Genomic DNA, 17,516 nt, shown 5'->3' on the forward strand with positions numbered 1-17,516 from the left:
ATTAGTAAATAGAACGCAAAATTGTATTTTAGAAAAAGGCTTACGAAGAGTTTTATGGAGGTGTCAAAATGATTCTTGCTGTTACGCTAAATATTGCACTTGATCATTATTATTATGTCCCTCATTTCAGAATTGGGAATGTACATCGTGTAGCGAAGCAAGTAGTAACTGCTGGTGGAAAAGGACTAAATGTAGCGAGAGTCATTCACCAATTGCAGGCAGATGTAAAAGCAACGGGTATTATTGGTGGCTTTAATGGTCAAAGGATATTGCAATTAGTGAAAGAAGATGGAATAGCCCATCATTTTATGGAAGCGCCAATTGAAACACGAAAATGTATGAACATTGTTGATGAATCAGGTATATCGACAGAGTTATTAGAGTCGGGTGAGCAATTAGAAGAAGTGCATTTAGAATCTTTTATCAAGGAATTTTCAGCTATGCTAGCTGAAGCTAAAGTTGTTACTTTTTCTGGTAGCGCAATGGTGGGGATGCCAAAAACGGTATATAACCAACTTATTGCCTTGTGTAAAACAAAGTGTATTCCAGTGTTGTTAGATACAAGTGGAGAATTATTAAAGTGTGGTATCGAGGGAGAGCCAACGTTAATTAAACCAAATCAGCAAGAGCTAAGGCAGCTAGTAGGAGGAGAAATCGCTTCTATAGAAGATATTATTAGAGCTAGTGATAAGTTAGTAAACAATTATGTGAAATATGTAGTAGTTTCTTTGGGCGAAAATGGAGCTTTATTGGTTATGAAGGATCGGGTTATTCGTGCTGTTCCACCAAAAATGGAGGTGGTGAATGTTGTTGGCTCGGGAGATTCTATGGTAGCTGCATTAGCGGTTTCTATTGCACAAGGCAAGACACCTGAGGAAATGTTGCGTTATAGTGTAGCGGTTTCAGCTGTAAACACTTTATCTGAAAAAACAGGCGATATTGATTTGAATAAGGTAGAAGAGATTTTCCCAAAAGTGGAAGTATATGTGGAAAAGTAGGAGGTAGAGCGATGCAAATATTGACAGAGTTATTTTCATTAGAGGGCAAAACCGTTTTAATTACAGGGGGGGCTCGGGGCATTGGTAAAACAGTTGGAGAAGGCTTAGCAAAAGCAGGAGCCAATGTGGTGATTTTTGATATTAATGGGGAGCAGGCGGATGCGACAGCAAAAGAAATTGCCAAGAATACAGGAAGAAAGACATTTTCTCAGAAAGTAGATGTAACAAATTATCAGGAGATTCAACAGGCATTAGAGCGTTCAATTCATGAAATGGGGAGTATTGAGCTGCTTTTTAATAATGCAGGAATTGTTATTCAAAAGCCAGTTATCGAAGCAGCACCAGAAGAATGGAAGCGTGTGATTGATGTCAATCTAAATGGGGTTTATTATGTCGCTCAGCTATTTGGAAAGTATTTAGTAGAAAATAAAATCAAGGGTGCGATTGTTAATACAGCATCTATGTCAGGTATTATTGTGAATTATCCACAATTACAGGCATCATATAATACATCAAAGGCCGGTGTTACACATTTAACAAAATCCTTAGCCTATGAATGGGCTCAGTATGGTATTCGAGTAAACTGTATTAGTCCAGGCTATATGTTTACAGAGCTTACTTCTTTTGTTCGAGAGGATTGGCGAGAACAATGGGCTACATTGACGCCGATGCAACGTCTAGGTGATCCAGCTGAATTAATGGGGGCAGTTATCTACTTATTATCAGATGCAGCATCTTTTACGACAGGAAGCGAGCTTGTGATAGATGGAGGCTTTACCATTATTTAAGGGGTAGAAATAAAATATTTACTGAATACTCGAAAAAATATGGTTGTAAACGCTTCCTTTAGATAGTATAGTATATTTATTAAGTTGTAATGTCATGACATTAGGATATAGTGATATTATGATGATTAAATAATAAGGGGGAAAAACAATGAAGGTAAAAAAGTTGATGTTATTTGTAGCTCTATTTGCAGTGATGCTTATCACAGCCGCATGTAGTGGAGGGGATTCAAATTCTTCAGGGGATGGTAAAGGGGATGACACATTTAAAGTAGGTTTTGCTATTAAAACGCAAGACTCACCCTATTTTGTATCGCTAGTGGAAGCTGTGAAAGAGTATGCAGAAGCTGAGGGCTGGAAAGTAACTGTTCTTGATGCAAATGGTGATTCAACAAAAGAAGCTGAAAACATGGAAACATTTATTTCACAAGGTATGGATTTAATTTTCCTTGATGCAACAGAGCCAGACGCAGTAGTACCAAGCATTAATAAAGCAGCTGAAGCGGGTATTCCCGTTATTAACTTAGATAGTGGTGTCGCGGAAGAAGCAAATGATGTGACAACGGTTTATTCTGACAATAAACAAAATGGTCGATTAGTAGGTTTAGCGTATGCTGAAAAAATGGGTGATGAAGAAATCATCTCTATTGTTTTAAGTGGTGCAAAAGGGAATGTAGCAGGTACTGAACGTCGAACAGGTTTATTTGCTGGTATTTTAGAAGGTAAGCTAGGTGTGACAGAGGAAGAGGCATGGAAGCTAGCAGACGAAATGGATGCACAACTTGCTTCAAGTGGTAAAGCGACAAATACAGAAGCAAAGTTTTCTGTAGTTGGACAAGGTTGGGGCGCTTGGACACGTGAGGAAGGTTTAACTGCTGCGGAGGACCTTATTACAGCAAATCCAAATATCACAACGGTATTAGGTGAAAATGATCAGATGTTATTTGGTGCAATGACAGCTCTTGAAAATGCTAATAGCTCAAATGTAGACATTGTAGCAGCAGCAGACGGAGCGATTGAGGCCTACGATTTAATTAAAGAAGGTAAATATTTCGCAACAGGTGAAAACAGCCCATTCAAGGTAGCAAAATTAGGTGTAGAAATCGCGAAAGAAATTTTAGTGGATGGCAAAGATCCAGAAAGCTATGAAGAAATTACATTAACGCAACCAGCAGCTGTTAAACAAGACAACGTAGATGAATATTACGAGTTTGGATTCTAAAAGTTCTAAATAGTAAAGAATCCCCCCTTTCGAAAGGTGAGAGTGGGGATTCTCTATACATATAATTCATTTAGCTTATTAGTAAGATGAAGAACAAGGAAGGAGTGTAGGCAAATTGGATTCTAAATACATCGTCGAAATGAATCATATATCAAAACACTTTGGTGGTGTTCAGGCACTGAATGATGTGCAATTAAAAGTGCAAAAAGGAGAAATACATGCTCTGATTGGTGAAAATGGAGCAGGAAAATCCACGCTAATGAAAATATTGGCTGGTGCTTATGCAAAAGATACAGGTACGATCGTTATTGATGGTCAGGAAGCAAAAACAGCAACACCGAAAGCGATGATTGATATGGGCGTTTCGGTTATTTACCAAGAGTTTATGCTTGCTCCTGATTTGACAGTTGCAGAGAATATCTATATCGATAAATTAAGCAATAGTGGTATTTTTATAAATTGGAAGAAAATGAGGAAAGATGCACAACGAGAGCTAGAGAAAATTGGATTTGGCCATATTGATCCAAATAAAAAGGTAGGAGAATTAAGTGTAGCCTATCAACAAATTATCGAAATTTGTAAATGTCTCGCGAAAAATTCTAAGGTTCTTGTATTTGATGAACCAACAGCAGTACTTACGCATTCTGAAACTCAAAAATTATTAGAATTAATCAAAAAATTACAAGCACAAGGTGTGACGATTGTCTATATTTCACATCGCCTCGAAGAATTATTTGCGATTAGCGATAAAATTACTGTGTTAAAAGATGGAAAGTATGTGGATACAGTAGCAACAAAATCGATTACAAAAGAGCAGCTTGTGACAATGATGGTTGGACGAGAAATTCAAACATTATTCCCTGAAAGACATGCTGCTATTGGTCAAGAGGTTTTACGTGTTGAAAATCTATCTACAGAGGAACTTATTCGCGATGTAAGTTTTTCCGTTCAAGCTGGTGAAGTAGTTGGATTTAGTGGCTTAGTTGGCTCAGGTAGAACAGAGACAATGAGAGTTATTTTTGGTGCTTCTCCAAAAAAGAATGGAAAAATTATTTATTTTGGAAATGAAATTAATGTAAAAAGCCCTAAACAAGCTATTAAATTAGGAATTGGCCTATTACCTGAAGATCGAAAAAAACAAGGATTGTTGTTAAAACAATCTATTCGTATAAATACAACAATGGTATCCAACCAATCGAATGGATGGATTGCACACGTAAAAGAAAAGGAGGAAGTTGCAACATTATTAGCCCGTATTAATACAAAGTATGGTTCAACAGAAGATCTCGCTGATAGTTTAAGTGGTGGGAATCAGCAAAAGATAGCACTTGCTAAATGGTTAGCGATTGATACGAAATTAATCATTTTGGATGAGCCAACTCGTGGTGTAGATGTAGGTGCTAAAACAGAAATTTATAAGCTCATCAATGATTTGGCGGAAAAAGGTGTTGCTATTATTGTTATTTCCTCGGAAATGCCTGAAATTATAGGGCTTTGCGACCGCGCAATCGTGATGCGTGAGGGACAAATTACAGGGAATTTAGAGAAAGAATTTTTAACAGAAAACAATTTAATCAAATTAGCGATGGGGGTTTAAATGATGACATCTACAGCTAAGAAATTTAACTGGAAAGAGTTTTTAATTAATAATAATACGTTTATTATTTTATTGCTGCTCATCATTATTAGTGCAATGCTTTCTGATACATTTTTAACAACCATGAATATTCGTAATATTTTATTACAGCAAGCAGGTCCAATACTTGTAGCAATTGGTTTGCTGTATGTAATTTTAGCCGGTGGTATTGATTTATCAGTAGGTTCTATTATGGCATTAGGGGCGACAATATCAGCACTTTTGATTACTGATATAGGTTTACATTTTTCTGTATCCATTGCAGTAGCAGTTATTGTGGGTCTATTATTTGGTGTTTTTTCTGGTGCGCTTGTAGCTTATACCGGTATTCAAGGGTTTGTCGCGACATTAGCAACGATGACAATTGCTAGAGGGGTAGCCTTTGTTTTAACAGAAGGTAGACCTATAAAGGTTGAAACTGGAACAATTGATGTCTTGACAAGTAAAGATTTCCTATATCCACTTATTTGGATAGCAATGTTATTAATTGTGATGTTTACATTTATTCAACGTTATACAGGTTTTGGACGTAAGGTTGTCGCGATTGGAAGTAATGAAACAGCTGTTCAATTAGCAGGTGTTCGCACAAAGGTTTATGTGATGTCTACCTATGCAATTTCTGGTGCACTTGCTGCATTAGCAGGTGTGTTTGTGGCTTCACGTACATCTACTGGTAGTGCCACGATTGGCATGGGGCAAGAGCTAGATGCCATTGCAGCAGTTGTTATTGGTGGAGCAAGCTTAATGGGCGGAAAGGGCTTTGTGTTAAATACCGTAGCAGGCGCTTTGATTCTTGGTCTTATTGGCAACATTATGAATTTAATGGCTGTACCGTCGTATCCTCAAGATATTATTAAAGGGATTATTATTATTGCTGCTGTACTTCTTCAAATTATGACGAGTAAAAAGGAAAGAACGATCTAATGTAAGAGAAGGAGTGTAGATATGATGAAAACTTTAGCTGTGAATGCTGACAATGAACTGTTTTTGAAAGAAGTTCCTATTCCTACCATTAATGCAAAACAAGCCCTTGTCAAAGTGTTGGCCTGTGGTATTTGTGGTACAGATGCCACGATTATTAAAGGCGGATTTAAAGGCTTTGAAACTTCTGCCTATCCCATTATGCTTGGACATGAGGCGATAGGGCGCGTGGAAAAAATAGGAGAAGAGGTAGTGTCCTATAAAGAAGGTGATATTGTGTTATTGCCTTTTACACCCACTGTTCAAACAGATGGTACAACATTTACCTCAGGGTGGGGAGCTTTTAGTGAATTTGGCATTATTGACGACCAACAAGCTTATAAAGAAAATGAATCACCAGAGGTTTCCTATGCACAGCAAGTACTGCCTTCCAGTTACTCAATAGAAGAGGCTCCAATAGTAGTGACATTACGAGAGGTTTATAGTACGATTCAATATTTTCAAATTAATAAGGGAGCCACTGTATTAATTTATGGCAGTGGTCCTGTTGCATTGGCATTTATCAAACTTTTACAGTTAAGTGGTGTGGAATCGCTTGCAGTGGTTGTTCGAAATAAAGCGAAAGAAGATCTCATGCATACATTTGGTGTACCAGTCATTATTAACACTGAGAATGGGACAGTCAAGGAACAAGTCAAGGCATTGTATCCGAATGGTGTTGATTATGTATTGGATGCTGTTGGCGATCAACGAATTTTGAATGAGGGGATTACCTTATTAAAAGATCGTGGTGAATTACTGTGTTATGGCGTACCAAAGGGAAACCAGTTGCACTTAGATTATCATGAAGCACCTTATAATTGGAAAATTAATTTTCAACAAATGCCTTATAAGCAAGAAGAGGGTGATTGTCATGAAGAAATTCTTCAGTGGGTTGAAGAAGGAAAGTTAGTACTACGTGATTTTTTATCGGATGTGTATTCGTTTGAACATATTTTGCAAGCATTTGAAGATTATTTGGCTGGTAAAACAGAACGTAAAGTTGTGGTTATCTATGAGTAAAGGGGGTTATTGATATGAAAATGAAACAAGCTCTGATGACAAAGCCTGCTACAATCGTATTTCAAGAGGTAGAGATTCCAGCAGTAGGAGCAAATCAAGTTAAATTAGCCATCAAGAAAATTGGCGTTTGTGGCTCAGATATTCATGTTTATCATGGTGAGCATCCATATACACAATTCCCGGTCGTACAAGGACATGAAATAGCCGCTGAAGTGATAGAGATTGGTGCGAATGTTTCGTCCGTACAGGTGGGTACAAATGTGACCGTACAACCTCAAGTTGTTTGTGGGAGCTGCTTCCCCTGTCAAAATGGCATGTACCATGTTTGTGAGGATTTAAAGGTGATGGGCTTCCAAACGACAGGACTTGCTTCTGAGTATTTTGTCATTGATGAAGATAAACTTACGGTACTTCCTGATGGCCTATCATTTGACGAAGGTGCGATGATTGAGCCATTAGCTGTAGCTGTCCATGCTGTAAAAAGAGTTTCAGTTATTCACAATAAAAATGTCTTAGTGATTGGTGGTGGACCAATTGGCAATCTTGTTGCCCAAACAGCTAAAGCCTATGGAGCTAGTAAGGTTGTTGTATCTGAGCTAAGTGAAACAAGATTAGCGATGGCTAAAGAAGTAGGGTTAGAGGTTATTGATGGTAAAAATGAAGATTTACAAGAAGGTATTAGCAAACATTTTGGTATGCAAAAGGCTGATATTATTTTTGAATGCGTAGGCTCCTCCTTCACTGTAGCCAATGCTATTAATATTGCGCGTAAAGGCAGTACAGTAGTGATTGTAGGCGTTGTTTCCAATTTAACTGAAATCAATATGGGCTTTGTGCAAGACCATGAATTACAAATTTTAGGAACAGCAATGTATCAATCACAAGATTTTGACGCTGCTGTTGATTTATTGACAGAGCAGAAGGTTGAAGTGAACACATTAATCACCAATCATGTTAAATTTGAAAATTATTTAGAGGCATATCATATTATTGAGGAAAATAAGGATAAGGTCATGAAGGTCATTATTGATGTGAATTAATATGGGTTGTCGCTTCGTATAAAAGGAGAGAAACAGATGTCAAAGATATTAATTACGCCAAAGTCATTTCAAAAATATAAAGAAAAGCCAATTGAGATGCTAACAGCTATGGGCTACGAAGTAATTGAAAATACTACAGGGAAAACATTGACAGAAGAACAACTGTTAAGCTTTGCAGAGCAGGAGATTGTAGGCATAATTGTGGGTGTAGATCCTTTAACGAAAGAAGTGCTACAGCAATTCCCTCATTTAAAAGCGATCTCTAAATATGGTGTTGGTATGGATAATATTGATTTACATGTAGCCACCTCTCTCGGTATTAAAGTTGACAATGCGAGAGATACAAATAATATTTCCGTATGTGAATTAGCGATTGCTTTAATGTTTGAATGTGCAAGAAAATTATCCCCTACAATTCAAGGCGTTAAACAGTTCGGATGGGACCGCTTTATAGGAATAGAGCTAACAGGAAAACATTTACTAATTGTTGGTGGCGGCAAGATAGGGAAAGAAGTAGCCAAACGAGCAAAAGGCCTAGCAATGGAAGTGACGATTTATGACCCCTATATGCAGGATGAAGCATTTCTTCAGACCTATCAAATAAATTATACAACTAATTTTGAAGAAGCAATTCAGCAGGCAGATATTGTCTCATTGCATTTACCAGCTACAGCAGAGACAAGACATCTTATGAATGCAGACATTTTTGAAAAAATGAAGCCATCTGCTATGTTAATCAATACAGCTCGAGGAGAATTGGTGAATGAGCAGGCCCTACTTACTGCACTTGAACAGGGTCAAATTGCTGTTGCAGCTCAAGATGTATATTCAGCGGAGCCACCAGAAGTAGGCGATGCGTTGGTACAACTTAATAATTTTATTTTAACACCACATATTGGTGCTTATACAGAAGAAGCAGTGGAGCGTATGGCTATCGTTTCAACTCAAAATATAATAAACCTGTTAAATGAACAGGAGTGATGATGAATTTGGAAGCTACTGTGACAACTATACTTGGTGAAGTACAACAACATAAGCTAGGTATTATTCATCCACATGAGCATCTTTTTTTAAAAAACGGAGTTCCAGCGCAAGTAGATGCTTCTCTTGTTCTTGACGATTATGAGAAAACAAGAAAAGAAGTAGCATTAGCAATGACACATGGTGTGCAAACAATTGTTGATGCACAGCCAATTGGGGCAGGAAGAGATGCTTTATTGCTAAGGAGATTATCTGAGGAGAGTGGTATTCATATCGTTGCCTGTACAGGTTTCCATAAGCTTGTTTTTTACGCGCAAAATCATTGGATTCACACAGCATCTTCAGAAGCATTAACAGAGCTATTTGTGACAGAAATAACAAAGCATCTTTATCGAGATGGTGAGGATGATTGGCCATCTACAGCTATTACTGGAAAAGCAGGGTTAATTAAAACAGCAGCAGATATGCAAGGTGTAGGGGGGCGGTATTTTTCATTATTTACAGCCGCAGCCGCAGCCGCAAAATTAACCAATACGGCGATTATGTCCCATACCGAAATGGGCTATCATGCCTTGGAGCAGATTGCATTTTATGAAAAACATGAAGTACCACCTGAACAACTAATTATCTGTCACTTAGATCGTAAAGTGGAGAATCTGGACTATATGCTCCATGTGGCAGAAAGTGGTGTCTATCTGGAACTAGATACAATTGGTCGTTTTCGTTATCACTCAGATGAAGATGAGGTAAAGATGATTCTGAAATTGTTGGATAAGGGGCATGAAGATCGTATTTTACTTAGTCTCGATACAACGAATAAACGAATGCGTCATTACAATGGTGGCGATTTAGGTTTAGATTATTTGCAAGTAACATTTTTACCAATGCTTAGAAAAGCAGGTGTTGGTGAGAACATTATTCGAAAAATTACGATAGCAAATGCTGCCCGTGCATTAGCGAAATAACAAGAAAGGATGACTATACATGTGTAGCATACCACAAGCAGCAACTGTACCAACAATGTATTTTATAGGAGTAACGACGACTAAGTCTTCCATTATGAAAATTTTCCCTGAGTGGATCAAGATTTTAGGATTTCCAGAAGCTAAATTAGTCGGAATTGATTTACCTATTCATGCAGCACCTGAAGACTATAGAGCAGTTGTTGAATTTATCAAAAATGACTCACTATCTTTAGGCGCACTTGTTACAACACATAAAATTGATATTTATGAGTCAGCTAAAGACTTATTTGATGAATTGGATACGTATGCTCAAATGTTCGGTGAATTATCCTGTATATCCAAGCGTAATGGCAAATTAATCGGCCATGCTAAAGATCCTATTTCAAGTGGACTAGCTTTACAACGCTTTATTCCTAAAAAATATTGGCAAGAGCAACATGGAGAAGTGATGCTTTTAGGCGCGGGAGGAAGTGCTATTGCTATTTCAGCTTATTTGTTGAACAAGGATAACGGAGCAGAAATGCCACAACGCATGATCGTTACAGATTTGGACCACAAGCGCTTAGAAGAAATTAAACATATTTTACAGGATGTAAATCATACAGCAAATGTCGACTATCATTTAATTACTGAGCATGGACAAACAGATGAATTATTGGCTACATTACCATCGAATTCATTGGTTATCAATGCCACAGGTTTGGGAAAAGATAGACCTGGTTCACCGATTAGTGACAACGCTGTATTTCCAACGCATAGTTTTGTATGGGAGTTAAACTATAGAGGCGAGTTAGGTTTTCTTCATCAAGCAAAGCAACAACAGCAAAGCAAGCAGTTACATGTAGAGGATGGTTGGATCTATTTCATCCATGGATGGACGCAGGTGATTGCTGAGGTTTTTGATATACCACTAACAGATGAAATAATGGATAAAATAGAGAACATTTCAAATAATTTAAGGTAGTACATGGGGGGAATAAGGATGACACAGCCAGTAAAAGCTTTCACGATTGATTTTGATCTAGTAACAGGTTTATCGAAAAAGACACCTTCAACAAAACGTACACTATCAAGTATGAAGGGCATGTATGCTGACCAAGGAGCATACGATCGTAAATTGCAAGATGATAATGATCCATTAGTTTATGAATTTTATGAGTTAGATATCCCACAAACAAGTGGCGATATTTTATTTGGTACGAGCGTTTTATATCCAGGAAAAGTAGGAAATGAATATCATATGACAAAAGGACATTTCCATACAATTTTAGAAACTGGAGAAGTCTATTATTGTTTAAGTGGAGAAGGGGTTATGTTGATGGAAAACCCTGAAGGTGATTGGCAAATCGAAAAGTTTAGCCCAGGTCAGGCAGTTTATGTGCCACCACGCTATGCACATCGAAGCATTAATACAGGCACTGAACCGCTTATTTCCTTTTATGCATTCCGTGCAGATGCAGGACATGATTATGGCACAATCGAAACAAAAGGCTATCGAAAATTAGTCGTTGAAAAAGAGGGTCAGCCTGAGATTATTGATAATCCTAAATGGAATTAAGGAGTGTTTCGATGATTATAAAACACCATACAGTAAAGCAGATTACGGATGCTGGGCTTGTAGCAGTTGTCCGTGCAGATAATATTGAACAAGCAAAAAAAATTACCGAAGCAGCCTTAAATGGTGGCGTTGCTGCAATTGAGATTACCTATACAATTCCAGGGGCAACAAAGGTGATTGAAGAACTAGCTAGTACTTTTCAATCAGACATTATTTTGGGAGCTGGAACTGTACTGGATGCTGAAACAGCTCGTATCGCCATTCTTGCAGGGGCACAATATATTGTTAGCCCAAGTTTCAGCGTAGCAACGGCTAAGCTATGTAATCGATATCAAATTCCCTATCTACCTGGCGTCATGACCATTGAAGCGGCTGTACAAGCAATGGAGTATGGAGCAGATGTGTTGAAAGTTTTCCCAGGTGAATTGATGGGACCAAAGGTAATTAAAGCATTTAAAGGACCGCTACCACAAGCAAATTTAATGCCTACTGGTGGTGTGAATGTCAATAATGTAGGGGAATGGATTCGTGCTGGTGCTGTAGCAGTAGGTGCAGGTGGTAGTCTGATTGGTAATCCAGAGGTTGATGGATACAGCAAAATTACCCATACAGCACAAGCATTTATACAAGAAATACAGCAGGCAAGAAATAACTAGAATAGAATGTTAATCAGAGAGGATGTTTGCATAGTCTTCTCCTATATGAAATAAAGCAACAAGAGCGCTCGAATCAATACATGATTCGGGCACTTTGTCTAATACAGGAGGGTGCAGATGAGCATAGATAGTATTATTTTTGATTTAGATGGGACGTTATGGGATTCTAGGAAAACGGTAGCAAAATCATGGACAAAGATTGTTCAAGAGTCACCACTCGGTAAAGGTAGTGTGACAGAAGAGGATTTATCCAAAACGATGGGCTTACAAATTAAAGAAATTGCAGCTATGTTATTTCATTATCTGAATGAACAACAGCAGTTAGAACTTATTTTGGCATGTTGTCAACAAGAGCAAATTGATCTATTACGTGAGGGTGGTATTTTATATCCACAGTTAGAAGAAACATTAGTGGCCTTGTCCGCAAGATTTCGAATGTTTATTGTTAGCAACTGTCAGGAAGGCTATATTGAAACCTTTTATGATTATCATCAACTAGGAAAATACTTTTTAGACTTTGAAAATCCTGGTCGTACAGGCTTATCAAAGGGTGAAAATATCCAATTAATCATGGAACGGAATAATATAAAAAATGCTGTGTATGTAGGGGATACAAATGGAGACATGCTTGCGGCACAATTTGCAGGAATTCCTTTTGTCTATGCTTCCTATGGATTTGGTCAACCAGAGCAGTACGACTATGTGATTGAACAGCCATCTGATTTATTAACATTATTTTAGTCGCCTAGTTTCAACAAATAAAAGATAGATGTAGCATGCTAGAAATATTCTGGCATGCTATTTTACGTTGGACTCTTCTACGTACATGATTAAACATTTGCTGAATGGAGATAAATAGCAGTAGATTTCAATATGGTGTAAAATTAATTTGATATATTATTTGGAGGTGGAGAAATGCTTCCACAAGATCGGCATAGAGAAATTATGAAACAATTGTATGAATTTCAAACTGTTAAAATTTCTAGTCTTAGTAAGATGTTAAATGTGACGAGAGAAACGGTTCGTAAGGACTTATATGATATGGAGGAAAAAGGACTTGTGCGTAAAGTCCATGGAGGTGCTGTTCTAAATAAGGCAAATTTAGAAATAAATTATGCAGATCGCAAAAGTGCGAATGAGGCAGAGAAGAGAAGTATTGCCAAGCGAGCATCTGACTTTGTCGAAAATGGTGATACATTGTACGTTGACTATGGCACAACAGCCTTATTATTTATCCGTGAAATTTTAAATAAGCGTAATTTAACCATTGTGACCAATTCTTTACCTATTGCAAATGAAATTATTGATTTTTCAGATTTTGAAGTGATTATTATTGGTGGTCAAGTACGGAAAAATGAAAAATCTTTATTTGGACCTTTAGCTTATCGCGGGATTGAAAAAATATATGTGGATAAAGGTTTTTTTGGGGTGAGTGGCGTTGATATTCAGGCTGGCTTTACAAATATACATATGGGGGAATCGGAAGTTTCCAGACTAATGATTCAGCATAGTAAAAAAAATATTGTAATGGCTGATTCTTCAAAATTTAATATTGTCTCCATGAATCAAATAGCATCAATTGAGCAAGTGGATGTTTTAGTGACGGATGAAAAAGCAGATAAGGCTCTATTAAAGCAAATCATTGAAAAAAATGTGGAGGTCATCATAGAAACAATCCAACATGATGATTAATTGCAGGGTTTCTCGATAAATAAATAGAAGGAGCTGTCCTATATTTTGGGGCAGCTCCTTCTATTTATTGGTTATCGAGTAAAGGTACTCCACGGAGTAGCTGTAGCCGTAACAGCTTCTTTTACTTTCTTTAAATTGTCAATGCCTTGTGTTTGAAGCCATGTATAATAAGCCTCTTTGCCTTCTGTGGCAAATGTCTTGATGCCATCTTTCCAAGTAGCACGTCCACATAAAATACCACAGAATTCAGAATTTGCTGTTTTGGCAAAATGCAAAGTTTCGATAAATTGCTCATTTGTAACACCACCACTTAAATAAATGAATGGTAGGCGACTTTTATCGGAGCAATTTTTATAATGATGTGCCGCCTCTTCAGGAGAAAATACAGGTTGGTAATTTGAATATTGGCTATATCCTTCAATATTATAAATAGAAACAGGCACCTCGACCTTTAAGAGATCAATACTATATTCCTCTTTTGAAAACTCCGTCATAAAATATTCGATAATTTCAGGTTTAACCTTAGCAAATTCAGGGCTTTTTTCTGGCAGACCAGCTGCGCTATAGGAAACAGGTTCTAAAATAAATAGTAAATCATTTTGTTTACATTCATCACCTACACGTTTAATAAATGCCTTTTTAATAAGATTATATTGTTCTTCTTCCTTATGATCATAATAGACTAGTAATTTAAGAGCACTTGCGCCACCTTTGACTAAATCTTGCACCGCATAATCATCTACTAAATTTGGTAGACGGCCCTTTTCAGATGCATCATAGCCTGTTTTTTCATAAGCCATAATTAAACCAATATCTTCATTTAGTTTTTGAGCAGCACTCCAACCATACTCAGGGTCTAATAAGAGAGAAGAAGAGTGATTGCCAAGTACTTCACTAACGCCTTCTTTAAATTGTACTAATCCCTCTTCATATGAAAGTGAATCATTGTACGATTGAATCATTTTGCCAAGGGAGCCTCGCTGATCCATTGCTGTCGCTAAAATAATATTATTTTCATCTGAAATTAACGCCAATCCTCTTTGTTTTCCTGCTGTTAAGTTCATCAATAAATCCTCCTTATTTTTCGTATTAATTGGGAGTATAAATACAGAATACAATCCATTCCTAAATGATTTATATTTCCATAATAAGCTGATATGCAAAAAAAAGCAAAGATATTTTATAGTTATAACAATAAAATATTTTGCATTATTTTGCTTTTTGCTTTATAGTCAAACTATAAATACAGATTAAATAGCCTCTGGAGGTGAATCAATGCTTCCACAAGAGCGACAACATGAAATTATGGAACAGCTACAAAAAAAACATATAGTGAAAATTGCTGATATAAGTAAAATTTTAAATGTAACAAGAGAAACAATTCGAAAAGATTTATATGAGTTAGAGGCGAGGGGGCTAGTTCATAAAATTCATGGTGGAGCAATTATTAATAAAGCCAATAATGAGACCAGCTATGTTCACCGTAAAATAATAAATGAAGTTGAAAAACGTAGTATAGCCAAACAAGCAGCTCAATTTGTTGAAGATGGTGATATTTTATATATAGATTATGGGACAACAACTTTATTTTTCACACAGGAAATTTTAAAGAAAAAAGGATTAACAGTTGTCACAAACTCTTTACCTGTTGCCAATGAACTGATGGCGCATTCCATGTTCGATGTGATTGTTATTGGTGGTCATCTGAGGAAAAATGAAAAATCCTTAAGTGGTCCTATAGCCTGTAGAGGTATTGAAAAAATCAATGTGGATAAAGGTTTTTTTAGTATAGGTGCTGTAGATATTGATGCAGGCTATACCAATATACATGTAGGCGAAACAGAAATTTCACGTTTAATGCTGAAGCATAGTCACAGGAAATTTTTAATGGCTGATTACTCAAAATTCAATAAAGTTGCTAGGAATAAGGTAGCTGCTATTGAGGAGATTGAGGTTTTAATAACAGATGTCAAGACAAACCAAACAATATTAGCACAAATAGAAGGTAAAAATACAATAATCGTCGTTTGTGAAGAGTAATTTCACAATAGCAGAGAGAGGGAGAGAAACAATGAAAGCGCTCGTCTTAGAAAGTAAAGCAACGTTTGCGTTAAGAGATATTGAGAAACCTATCATATCCAATAAGCAAGTATTAGTAAAGGTAGCATTTGTAGGGATATGTGGTTCTGATTTAGCAAGATTTTTTGAAGGAAAGGTGCATAATTACCCAACTATACTAGGACATGAATTTTCTGGTGTTGTGGAGCAGGTGGGAAGTGAAGTAACCGCTGTGCAAAATGGAGATCGGGTGGCAGTTGCCCCCTTAGTGCCTTGCGATCAATGCGAAAATTGCCAACAGGGCAAGCCAGCATTATGTGAGCATTATAGCTTTATTGGTTCGAGACAGCAAGGAGCTATGGCAGAGTATGTTGCTGTAGATGAAAGAAATATATTGGTGCTACCTGCTGAAGTAAGCAACGAGGAAGCCGCATTGATTGAGCCATTAACTGTTGCGATTCATGGCATTGAAAGAATTCAATTTCATGCAGGTGCTGCTGTTGTGGTGTTTGGTGCTGGAACAATTGGCATTATGACATTGTTAGCTTTAAAGGCACGAGGAGCAGGGGAAATAACGGTTATTGATATTAATGAAGATAAATTAAAAATCGCTAAAGAGCTTGGTGCTACTTATACAGTGAATTCCTTACAAGTCGATTTGAATGATTATTTCACGACCCATCCGAAACCAAAAGTAGTAATTGAAACAGCAGGTGTTGCACAAACGCAGGTTCAAAGTATCGAAATTGTAGATAAGCTAGGTAAAGTTGTTTATATTGGAACAGCAGTAAGGGAAGTAACATTTCCTCCACAGGTATTTGAAAGAATTCTTAGAGGAGAAATAGAAATTACAGGTTCTTGGATGTCTTATTCCGCACCATTCCCAGGATTTGAGTGGCAGGCTGCTATCCAATATCTGAAAGAGGGGGTAGTGGATGTAAGGCCGCTTATCAATGAGCATTATCGATTAGAAGATCAGGAAATACCATTTATAAAAATGAGAGACCCTAAAAATCATGCCATTAAATATTTGTATAAAATTGGTGAATGATGCCTTAGCATAATAAGGGTGTTTTCCATTATTGAAAGAACGGTCAGCACAACTAGAAGTGAATTACTAGTTGTGCTTTATGCTAAAGCTGCTCCTTTTCAGTAAAATAAGCCAATAATACCTGTGGTGAGGTAAAGGTTTTGTCTGGGTGAAAAGGTGCATTTGGTTGTGCTTTTTGACGGTGATTAAACCAAATAGCTTGCCATCCTACTTGCTTCGCTCCAATAATATCATTTTCATAGGAGTCCCCAATATAAAGAGTATGTGTCTTCTGTAAATGAAGTTTATGCTCTACAAATTCAAAGGCACATGCTGACGGTTTGACATGGCCGATACTACCAGAAATAAAAATATGCTCTTTTGGGATCCATTTAGTGAGCTGTAGCTGTTGGATTTTCCTCATTTGGTGCTCAAAGGGACCATTCGTTAGTATCCCAAGCTGCTTATTTTGCTGTAGCAGCTGCTCAAATAACTGTCGAATTTCAGGGAATAGTGTAATCTTTTGCTGCTCTTCTTCATAAGTTTTTTGAAATTGGCGAGCTGTGTTTTCATCAAGGGAAATACCAAAATCATGACAAGCTGCCGTTAGGCGATATAGTTGCTGCTCTTGTTGTGACATTGTACTAGTAAAGACCTCATCGCTATATTTTCGACTAGCAATATAGAACTGTTCGACTGGAATATGGAGTAGGTGACCAAAATATTGTTCAAATGCCTTGCGAAAAGGCTGTAATTGATTATATAAAGTATCATCTACATCGAAGATAATAGTTTGCATGTCTGATGCGTCCTTCCTTTGCTGACTAGCATTATCATAACATGTTTTACGTTTACGTTGGCGAGCTTCTAGTATGAAAGAGACCTATAAGAAGCTTCCTGTTCCGTTTGCAG

General features: G+C 37.2%; 18 protein-coding genes. 16 read left to right on the forward strand and 2 right to left on the reverse strand.

Going from position 1 to position 17,516, the window contains the following annotated elements:
* Positions 1 to 68: 68 nt before the first annotated feature.
* From ADM90_RS06170 to ADM90_RS06235, 14 genes are all read left to right on the forward strand, one after another.
* Positions 69 to 998: a 1-phosphofructokinase family hexose kinase gene (locus tag ADM90_RS06170; protein ID WP_053994148.1), complete on the forward strand. Its 930-nt coding sequence runs from the start codon at positions 69 to 71 to the stop codon at positions 996 to 998.
* Between the two features lie 11 nt (positions 999 to 1,009).
* Positions 1,010 to 1,786, forward strand: coding sequence for a glucose 1-dehydrogenase (locus ADM90_RS06175; protein WP_053994149.1), 777 nt, complete (start codon positions 1,010 to 1,012; stop codon positions 1,784 to 1,786).
* Between the two features lie 148 nt (positions 1,787 to 1,934).
* A complete protein-coding gene (locus ADM90_RS06180) occupies positions 1,935 to 3,005 on the forward strand; it encodes a substrate-binding domain-containing protein (protein WP_053994150.1) in 1,071 nt (356 codons plus the stop codon).
* A 115-nt stretch (positions 3,006 to 3,120) separates the two neighbouring features.
* Entirely contained in the window at positions 3,121 to 4,602 is a 1,482-nt protein-coding gene (locus ADM90_RS06185; protein WP_053994151.1) for a sugar ABC transporter ATP-binding protein, read from the forward strand.
* 3 nt (positions 4,603 to 4,605) lie between these two features.
* Positions 4,606 to 5,565 carry an ABC transporter permease gene (locus ADM90_RS06190; protein WP_053994152.1) on the forward strand — a complete coding sequence of 320 codons (960 nt, stop codon included), beginning with the start codon at positions 4,606 to 4,608 and terminating at the stop codon, positions 5,563 to 5,565.
* A gap of 21 nt (positions 5,566 to 5,586) precedes the next feature.
* Complete coding sequence (locus ADM90_RS06195; protein WP_235473346.1) at positions 5,587 to 6,624, forward strand: zinc-dependent alcohol dehydrogenase; 1,038 nt, start codon at positions 5,587 to 5,589, stop codon at positions 6,622 to 6,624.
* A 14-nt stretch (positions 6,625 to 6,638) separates the two neighbouring features.
* On the forward strand, positions 6,639 to 7,664 hold the full coding sequence (locus ADM90_RS06200) for a zinc-dependent alcohol dehydrogenase (protein WP_235473348.1): 1,026 nt from the start codon (positions 6,639 to 6,641) through the stop codon (positions 7,662 to 7,664).
* A 36-nt stretch (positions 7,665 to 7,700) separates the two neighbouring features.
* On the forward strand, positions 7,701 to 8,645 hold the full coding sequence (locus ADM90_RS06205) for a phosphoglycerate dehydrogenase (protein WP_053994154.1): 945 nt from the start codon (positions 7,701 to 7,703) through the stop codon (positions 8,643 to 8,645).
* Positions 8,645 to 9,610, forward strand: coding sequence for a phosphotriesterase family protein (locus ADM90_RS06210; protein ID WP_053994155.1), 966 nt, complete (start codon positions 8,645 to 8,647; stop codon positions 9,608 to 9,610). Before ADM90_RS06205 ends, ADM90_RS06210 begins: the two co-directional genes overlap by 1 nt.
* 19 nt (positions 9,611 to 9,629) lie before the next feature.
* Complete coding sequence (locus tag ADM90_RS06215) at positions 9,630 to 10,574, forward strand: shikimate dehydrogenase family protein (RefSeq protein WP_053994156.1); 945 nt, start codon at positions 9,630 to 9,632, stop codon at positions 10,572 to 10,574.
* A gap of 18 nt (positions 10,575 to 10,592) precedes the next feature.
* Positions 10,593 to 11,168 (forward strand): glucose-6-phosphate isomerase, encoded by a 576-nt coding sequence (locus tag ADM90_RS06220; RefSeq protein ID WP_053994157.1) that lies wholly within the window; start codon positions 10,593 to 10,595, stop codon positions 11,166 to 11,168.
* Positions 11,169 to 11,179: 11 nt separating this feature from the next.
* Entirely contained in the window at positions 11,180 to 11,824 is a 645-nt protein-coding gene (locus ADM90_RS06225; RefSeq protein ID WP_053994158.1) for a bifunctional 2-keto-4-hydroxyglutarate aldolase/2-keto-3-deoxy-6-phosphogluconate aldolase, read from the forward strand.
* Between the two features lie 117 nt (positions 11,825 to 11,941).
* Positions 11,942 to 12,565 (forward strand): HAD family hydrolase, encoded by a 624-nt coding sequence (locus ADM90_RS06230; protein WP_053994159.1) that lies wholly within the window; start codon positions 11,942 to 11,944, stop codon positions 12,563 to 12,565.
* A gap of 174 nt (positions 12,566 to 12,739) precedes the next feature.
* Positions 12,740 to 13,516, forward strand: coding sequence for a DeoR/GlpR family DNA-binding transcription regulator (locus tag ADM90_RS06235; RefSeq protein WP_053994160.1), 777 nt, complete (start codon positions 12,740 to 12,742; stop codon positions 13,514 to 13,516).
* A 71-nt stretch (positions 13,517 to 13,587) separates the two neighbouring features.
* Here the strand turns inward: ADM90_RS06235 and ADM90_RS06240 are convergent, their stop codons facing one another.
* Positions 13,588 to 14,580, reverse strand: coding sequence for a tagatose 1,6-diphosphate aldolase (locus ADM90_RS06240; protein WP_053994161.1), 993 nt, complete (start codon positions 14,578 to 14,580; stop codon positions 13,588 to 13,590).
* Between the two features lie 211 nt (positions 14,581 to 14,791).
* Between ADM90_RS06240 and ADM90_RS06245 the strand changes: the two genes are divergently transcribed.
* Together ADM90_RS06245 and ADM90_RS06250 are read left to right on the forward strand one after the other, a co-directional pair.
* Positions 14,792 to 15,556, forward strand: coding sequence for a DeoR/GlpR family DNA-binding transcription regulator (locus ADM90_RS06245; protein ID WP_053994162.1), 765 nt, complete (start codon positions 14,792 to 14,794; stop codon positions 15,554 to 15,556).
* A gap of 31 nt (positions 15,557 to 15,587) precedes the next feature.
* Positions 15,588 to 16,625, forward strand: a complete 1,038-nt coding sequence (locus ADM90_RS06250; RefSeq protein WP_053994163.1) for a galactitol-1-phosphate 5-dehydrogenase — start codon at positions 15,588 to 15,590, stop codon at positions 16,623 to 16,625.
* 82 nt (positions 16,626 to 16,707) lie between these two features.
* Here the strand turns inward: ADM90_RS06250 and ADM90_RS06255 are convergent, their stop codons facing one another.
* The gene (locus tag ADM90_RS06255) at positions 16,708 to 17,403 is read right to left on the reverse strand and encodes an HAD family hydrolase (protein ID WP_053994164.1); all 696 of its coding nucleotides are present in this window, start codon (positions 17,401 to 17,403) and stop codon (positions 16,708 to 16,710) included.
* Positions 17,404 to 17,516 lie beyond the last annotated feature (113 nt).

This window comes from Lysinibacillus macroides (assembly GCF_001281525.1).
Lineage (GTDB): Bacteria > Bacillota > Bacilli > Bacillales_A > Planococcaceae > Lysinibacillus > Lysinibacillus macroides.

Excerpts from the sequence above, each read along its gene's own strand:
- ADM90_RS06195 (WP_235473346.1), top strand. The coding sequence starts at position 5,587 with ATGATGAAAACTTTAGCTGTGAATGCTGACAATGAACTGTTTTTGAAA.
- ADM90_RS06225 (WP_053994158.1), top strand. The coding sequence starts at position 11,180 with ATGATTATAAAACACCATACAGTAAAGCAGATTACGGATGCTGGGCTT.
- ADM90_RS06210 (WP_053994155.1), top strand. The coding sequence starts at position 8,645 with ATGATGAATTTGGAAGCTACTGTGACAACTATACTTGGTGAAGTACAA.
- ADM90_RS06170 (WP_053994148.1), top strand. The coding sequence starts at position 69 with ATGATTCTTGCTGTTACGCTAAATATTGCACTTGATCATTATTATTAT.
- ADM90_RS06215 (WP_053994156.1), top strand. The coding sequence starts at position 9,630 with ATGTGTAGCATACCACAAGCAGCAACTGTACCAACAATGTATTTTATA.
- ADM90_RS06175 (WP_053994149.1), top strand. The coding sequence starts at position 1,010 with ATGCAAATATTGACAGAGTTATTTTCATTAGAGGGCAAAACCGTTTTA.
- ADM90_RS06205 (WP_053994154.1), top strand. The coding sequence starts at position 7,701 with ATGTCAAAGATATTAATTACGCCAAAGTCATTTCAAAAATATAAAGAA.
- ADM90_RS06180 (WP_053994150.1), top strand. The coding sequence starts at position 1,935 with ATGAAGGTAAAAAAGTTGATGTTATTTGTAGCTCTATTTGCAGTGATG.
- ADM90_RS06230 (WP_053994159.1), top strand. The coding sequence starts at position 11,942 with ATGAGCATAGATAGTATTATTTTTGATTTAGATGGGACGTTATGGGAT.
- ADM90_RS06245 (WP_053994162.1), top strand. The coding sequence starts at position 14,792 with ATGCTTCCACAAGAGCGACAACATGAAATTATGGAACAGCTACAAAAA.
- ADM90_RS06235 (WP_053994160.1), top strand. The coding sequence starts at position 12,740 with ATGCTTCCACAAGATCGGCATAGAGAAATTATGAAACAATTGTATGAA.
- ADM90_RS06240 (WP_053994161.1), bottom strand. The coding sequence starts at position 14,580 with ATGAACTTAACAGCAGGAAAACAAAGAGGATTGGCGTTAATTTCAGAT.
- ADM90_RS06255 (WP_053994164.1), bottom strand. The coding sequence starts at position 17,403 with ATGCAAACTATTATCTTCGATGTAGATGATACTTTATATAATCAATTA.
- ADM90_RS06250 (WP_053994163.1), top strand. The coding sequence starts at position 15,588 with ATGAAAGCGCTCGTCTTAGAAAGTAAAGCAACGTTTGCGTTAAGAGAT.
- ADM90_RS06200 (WP_235473348.1), top strand. The coding sequence starts at position 6,639 with ATGAAAATGAAACAAGCTCTGATGACAAAGCCTGCTACAATCGTATTT.
- ADM90_RS06190 (WP_053994152.1), top strand. The coding sequence starts at position 4,606 with ATGACATCTACAGCTAAGAAATTTAACTGGAAAGAGTTTTTAATTAAT.
- ADM90_RS06220 (WP_053994157.1), top strand. The coding sequence starts at position 10,593 with ATGACACAGCCAGTAAAAGCTTTCACGATTGATTTTGATCTAGTAACA.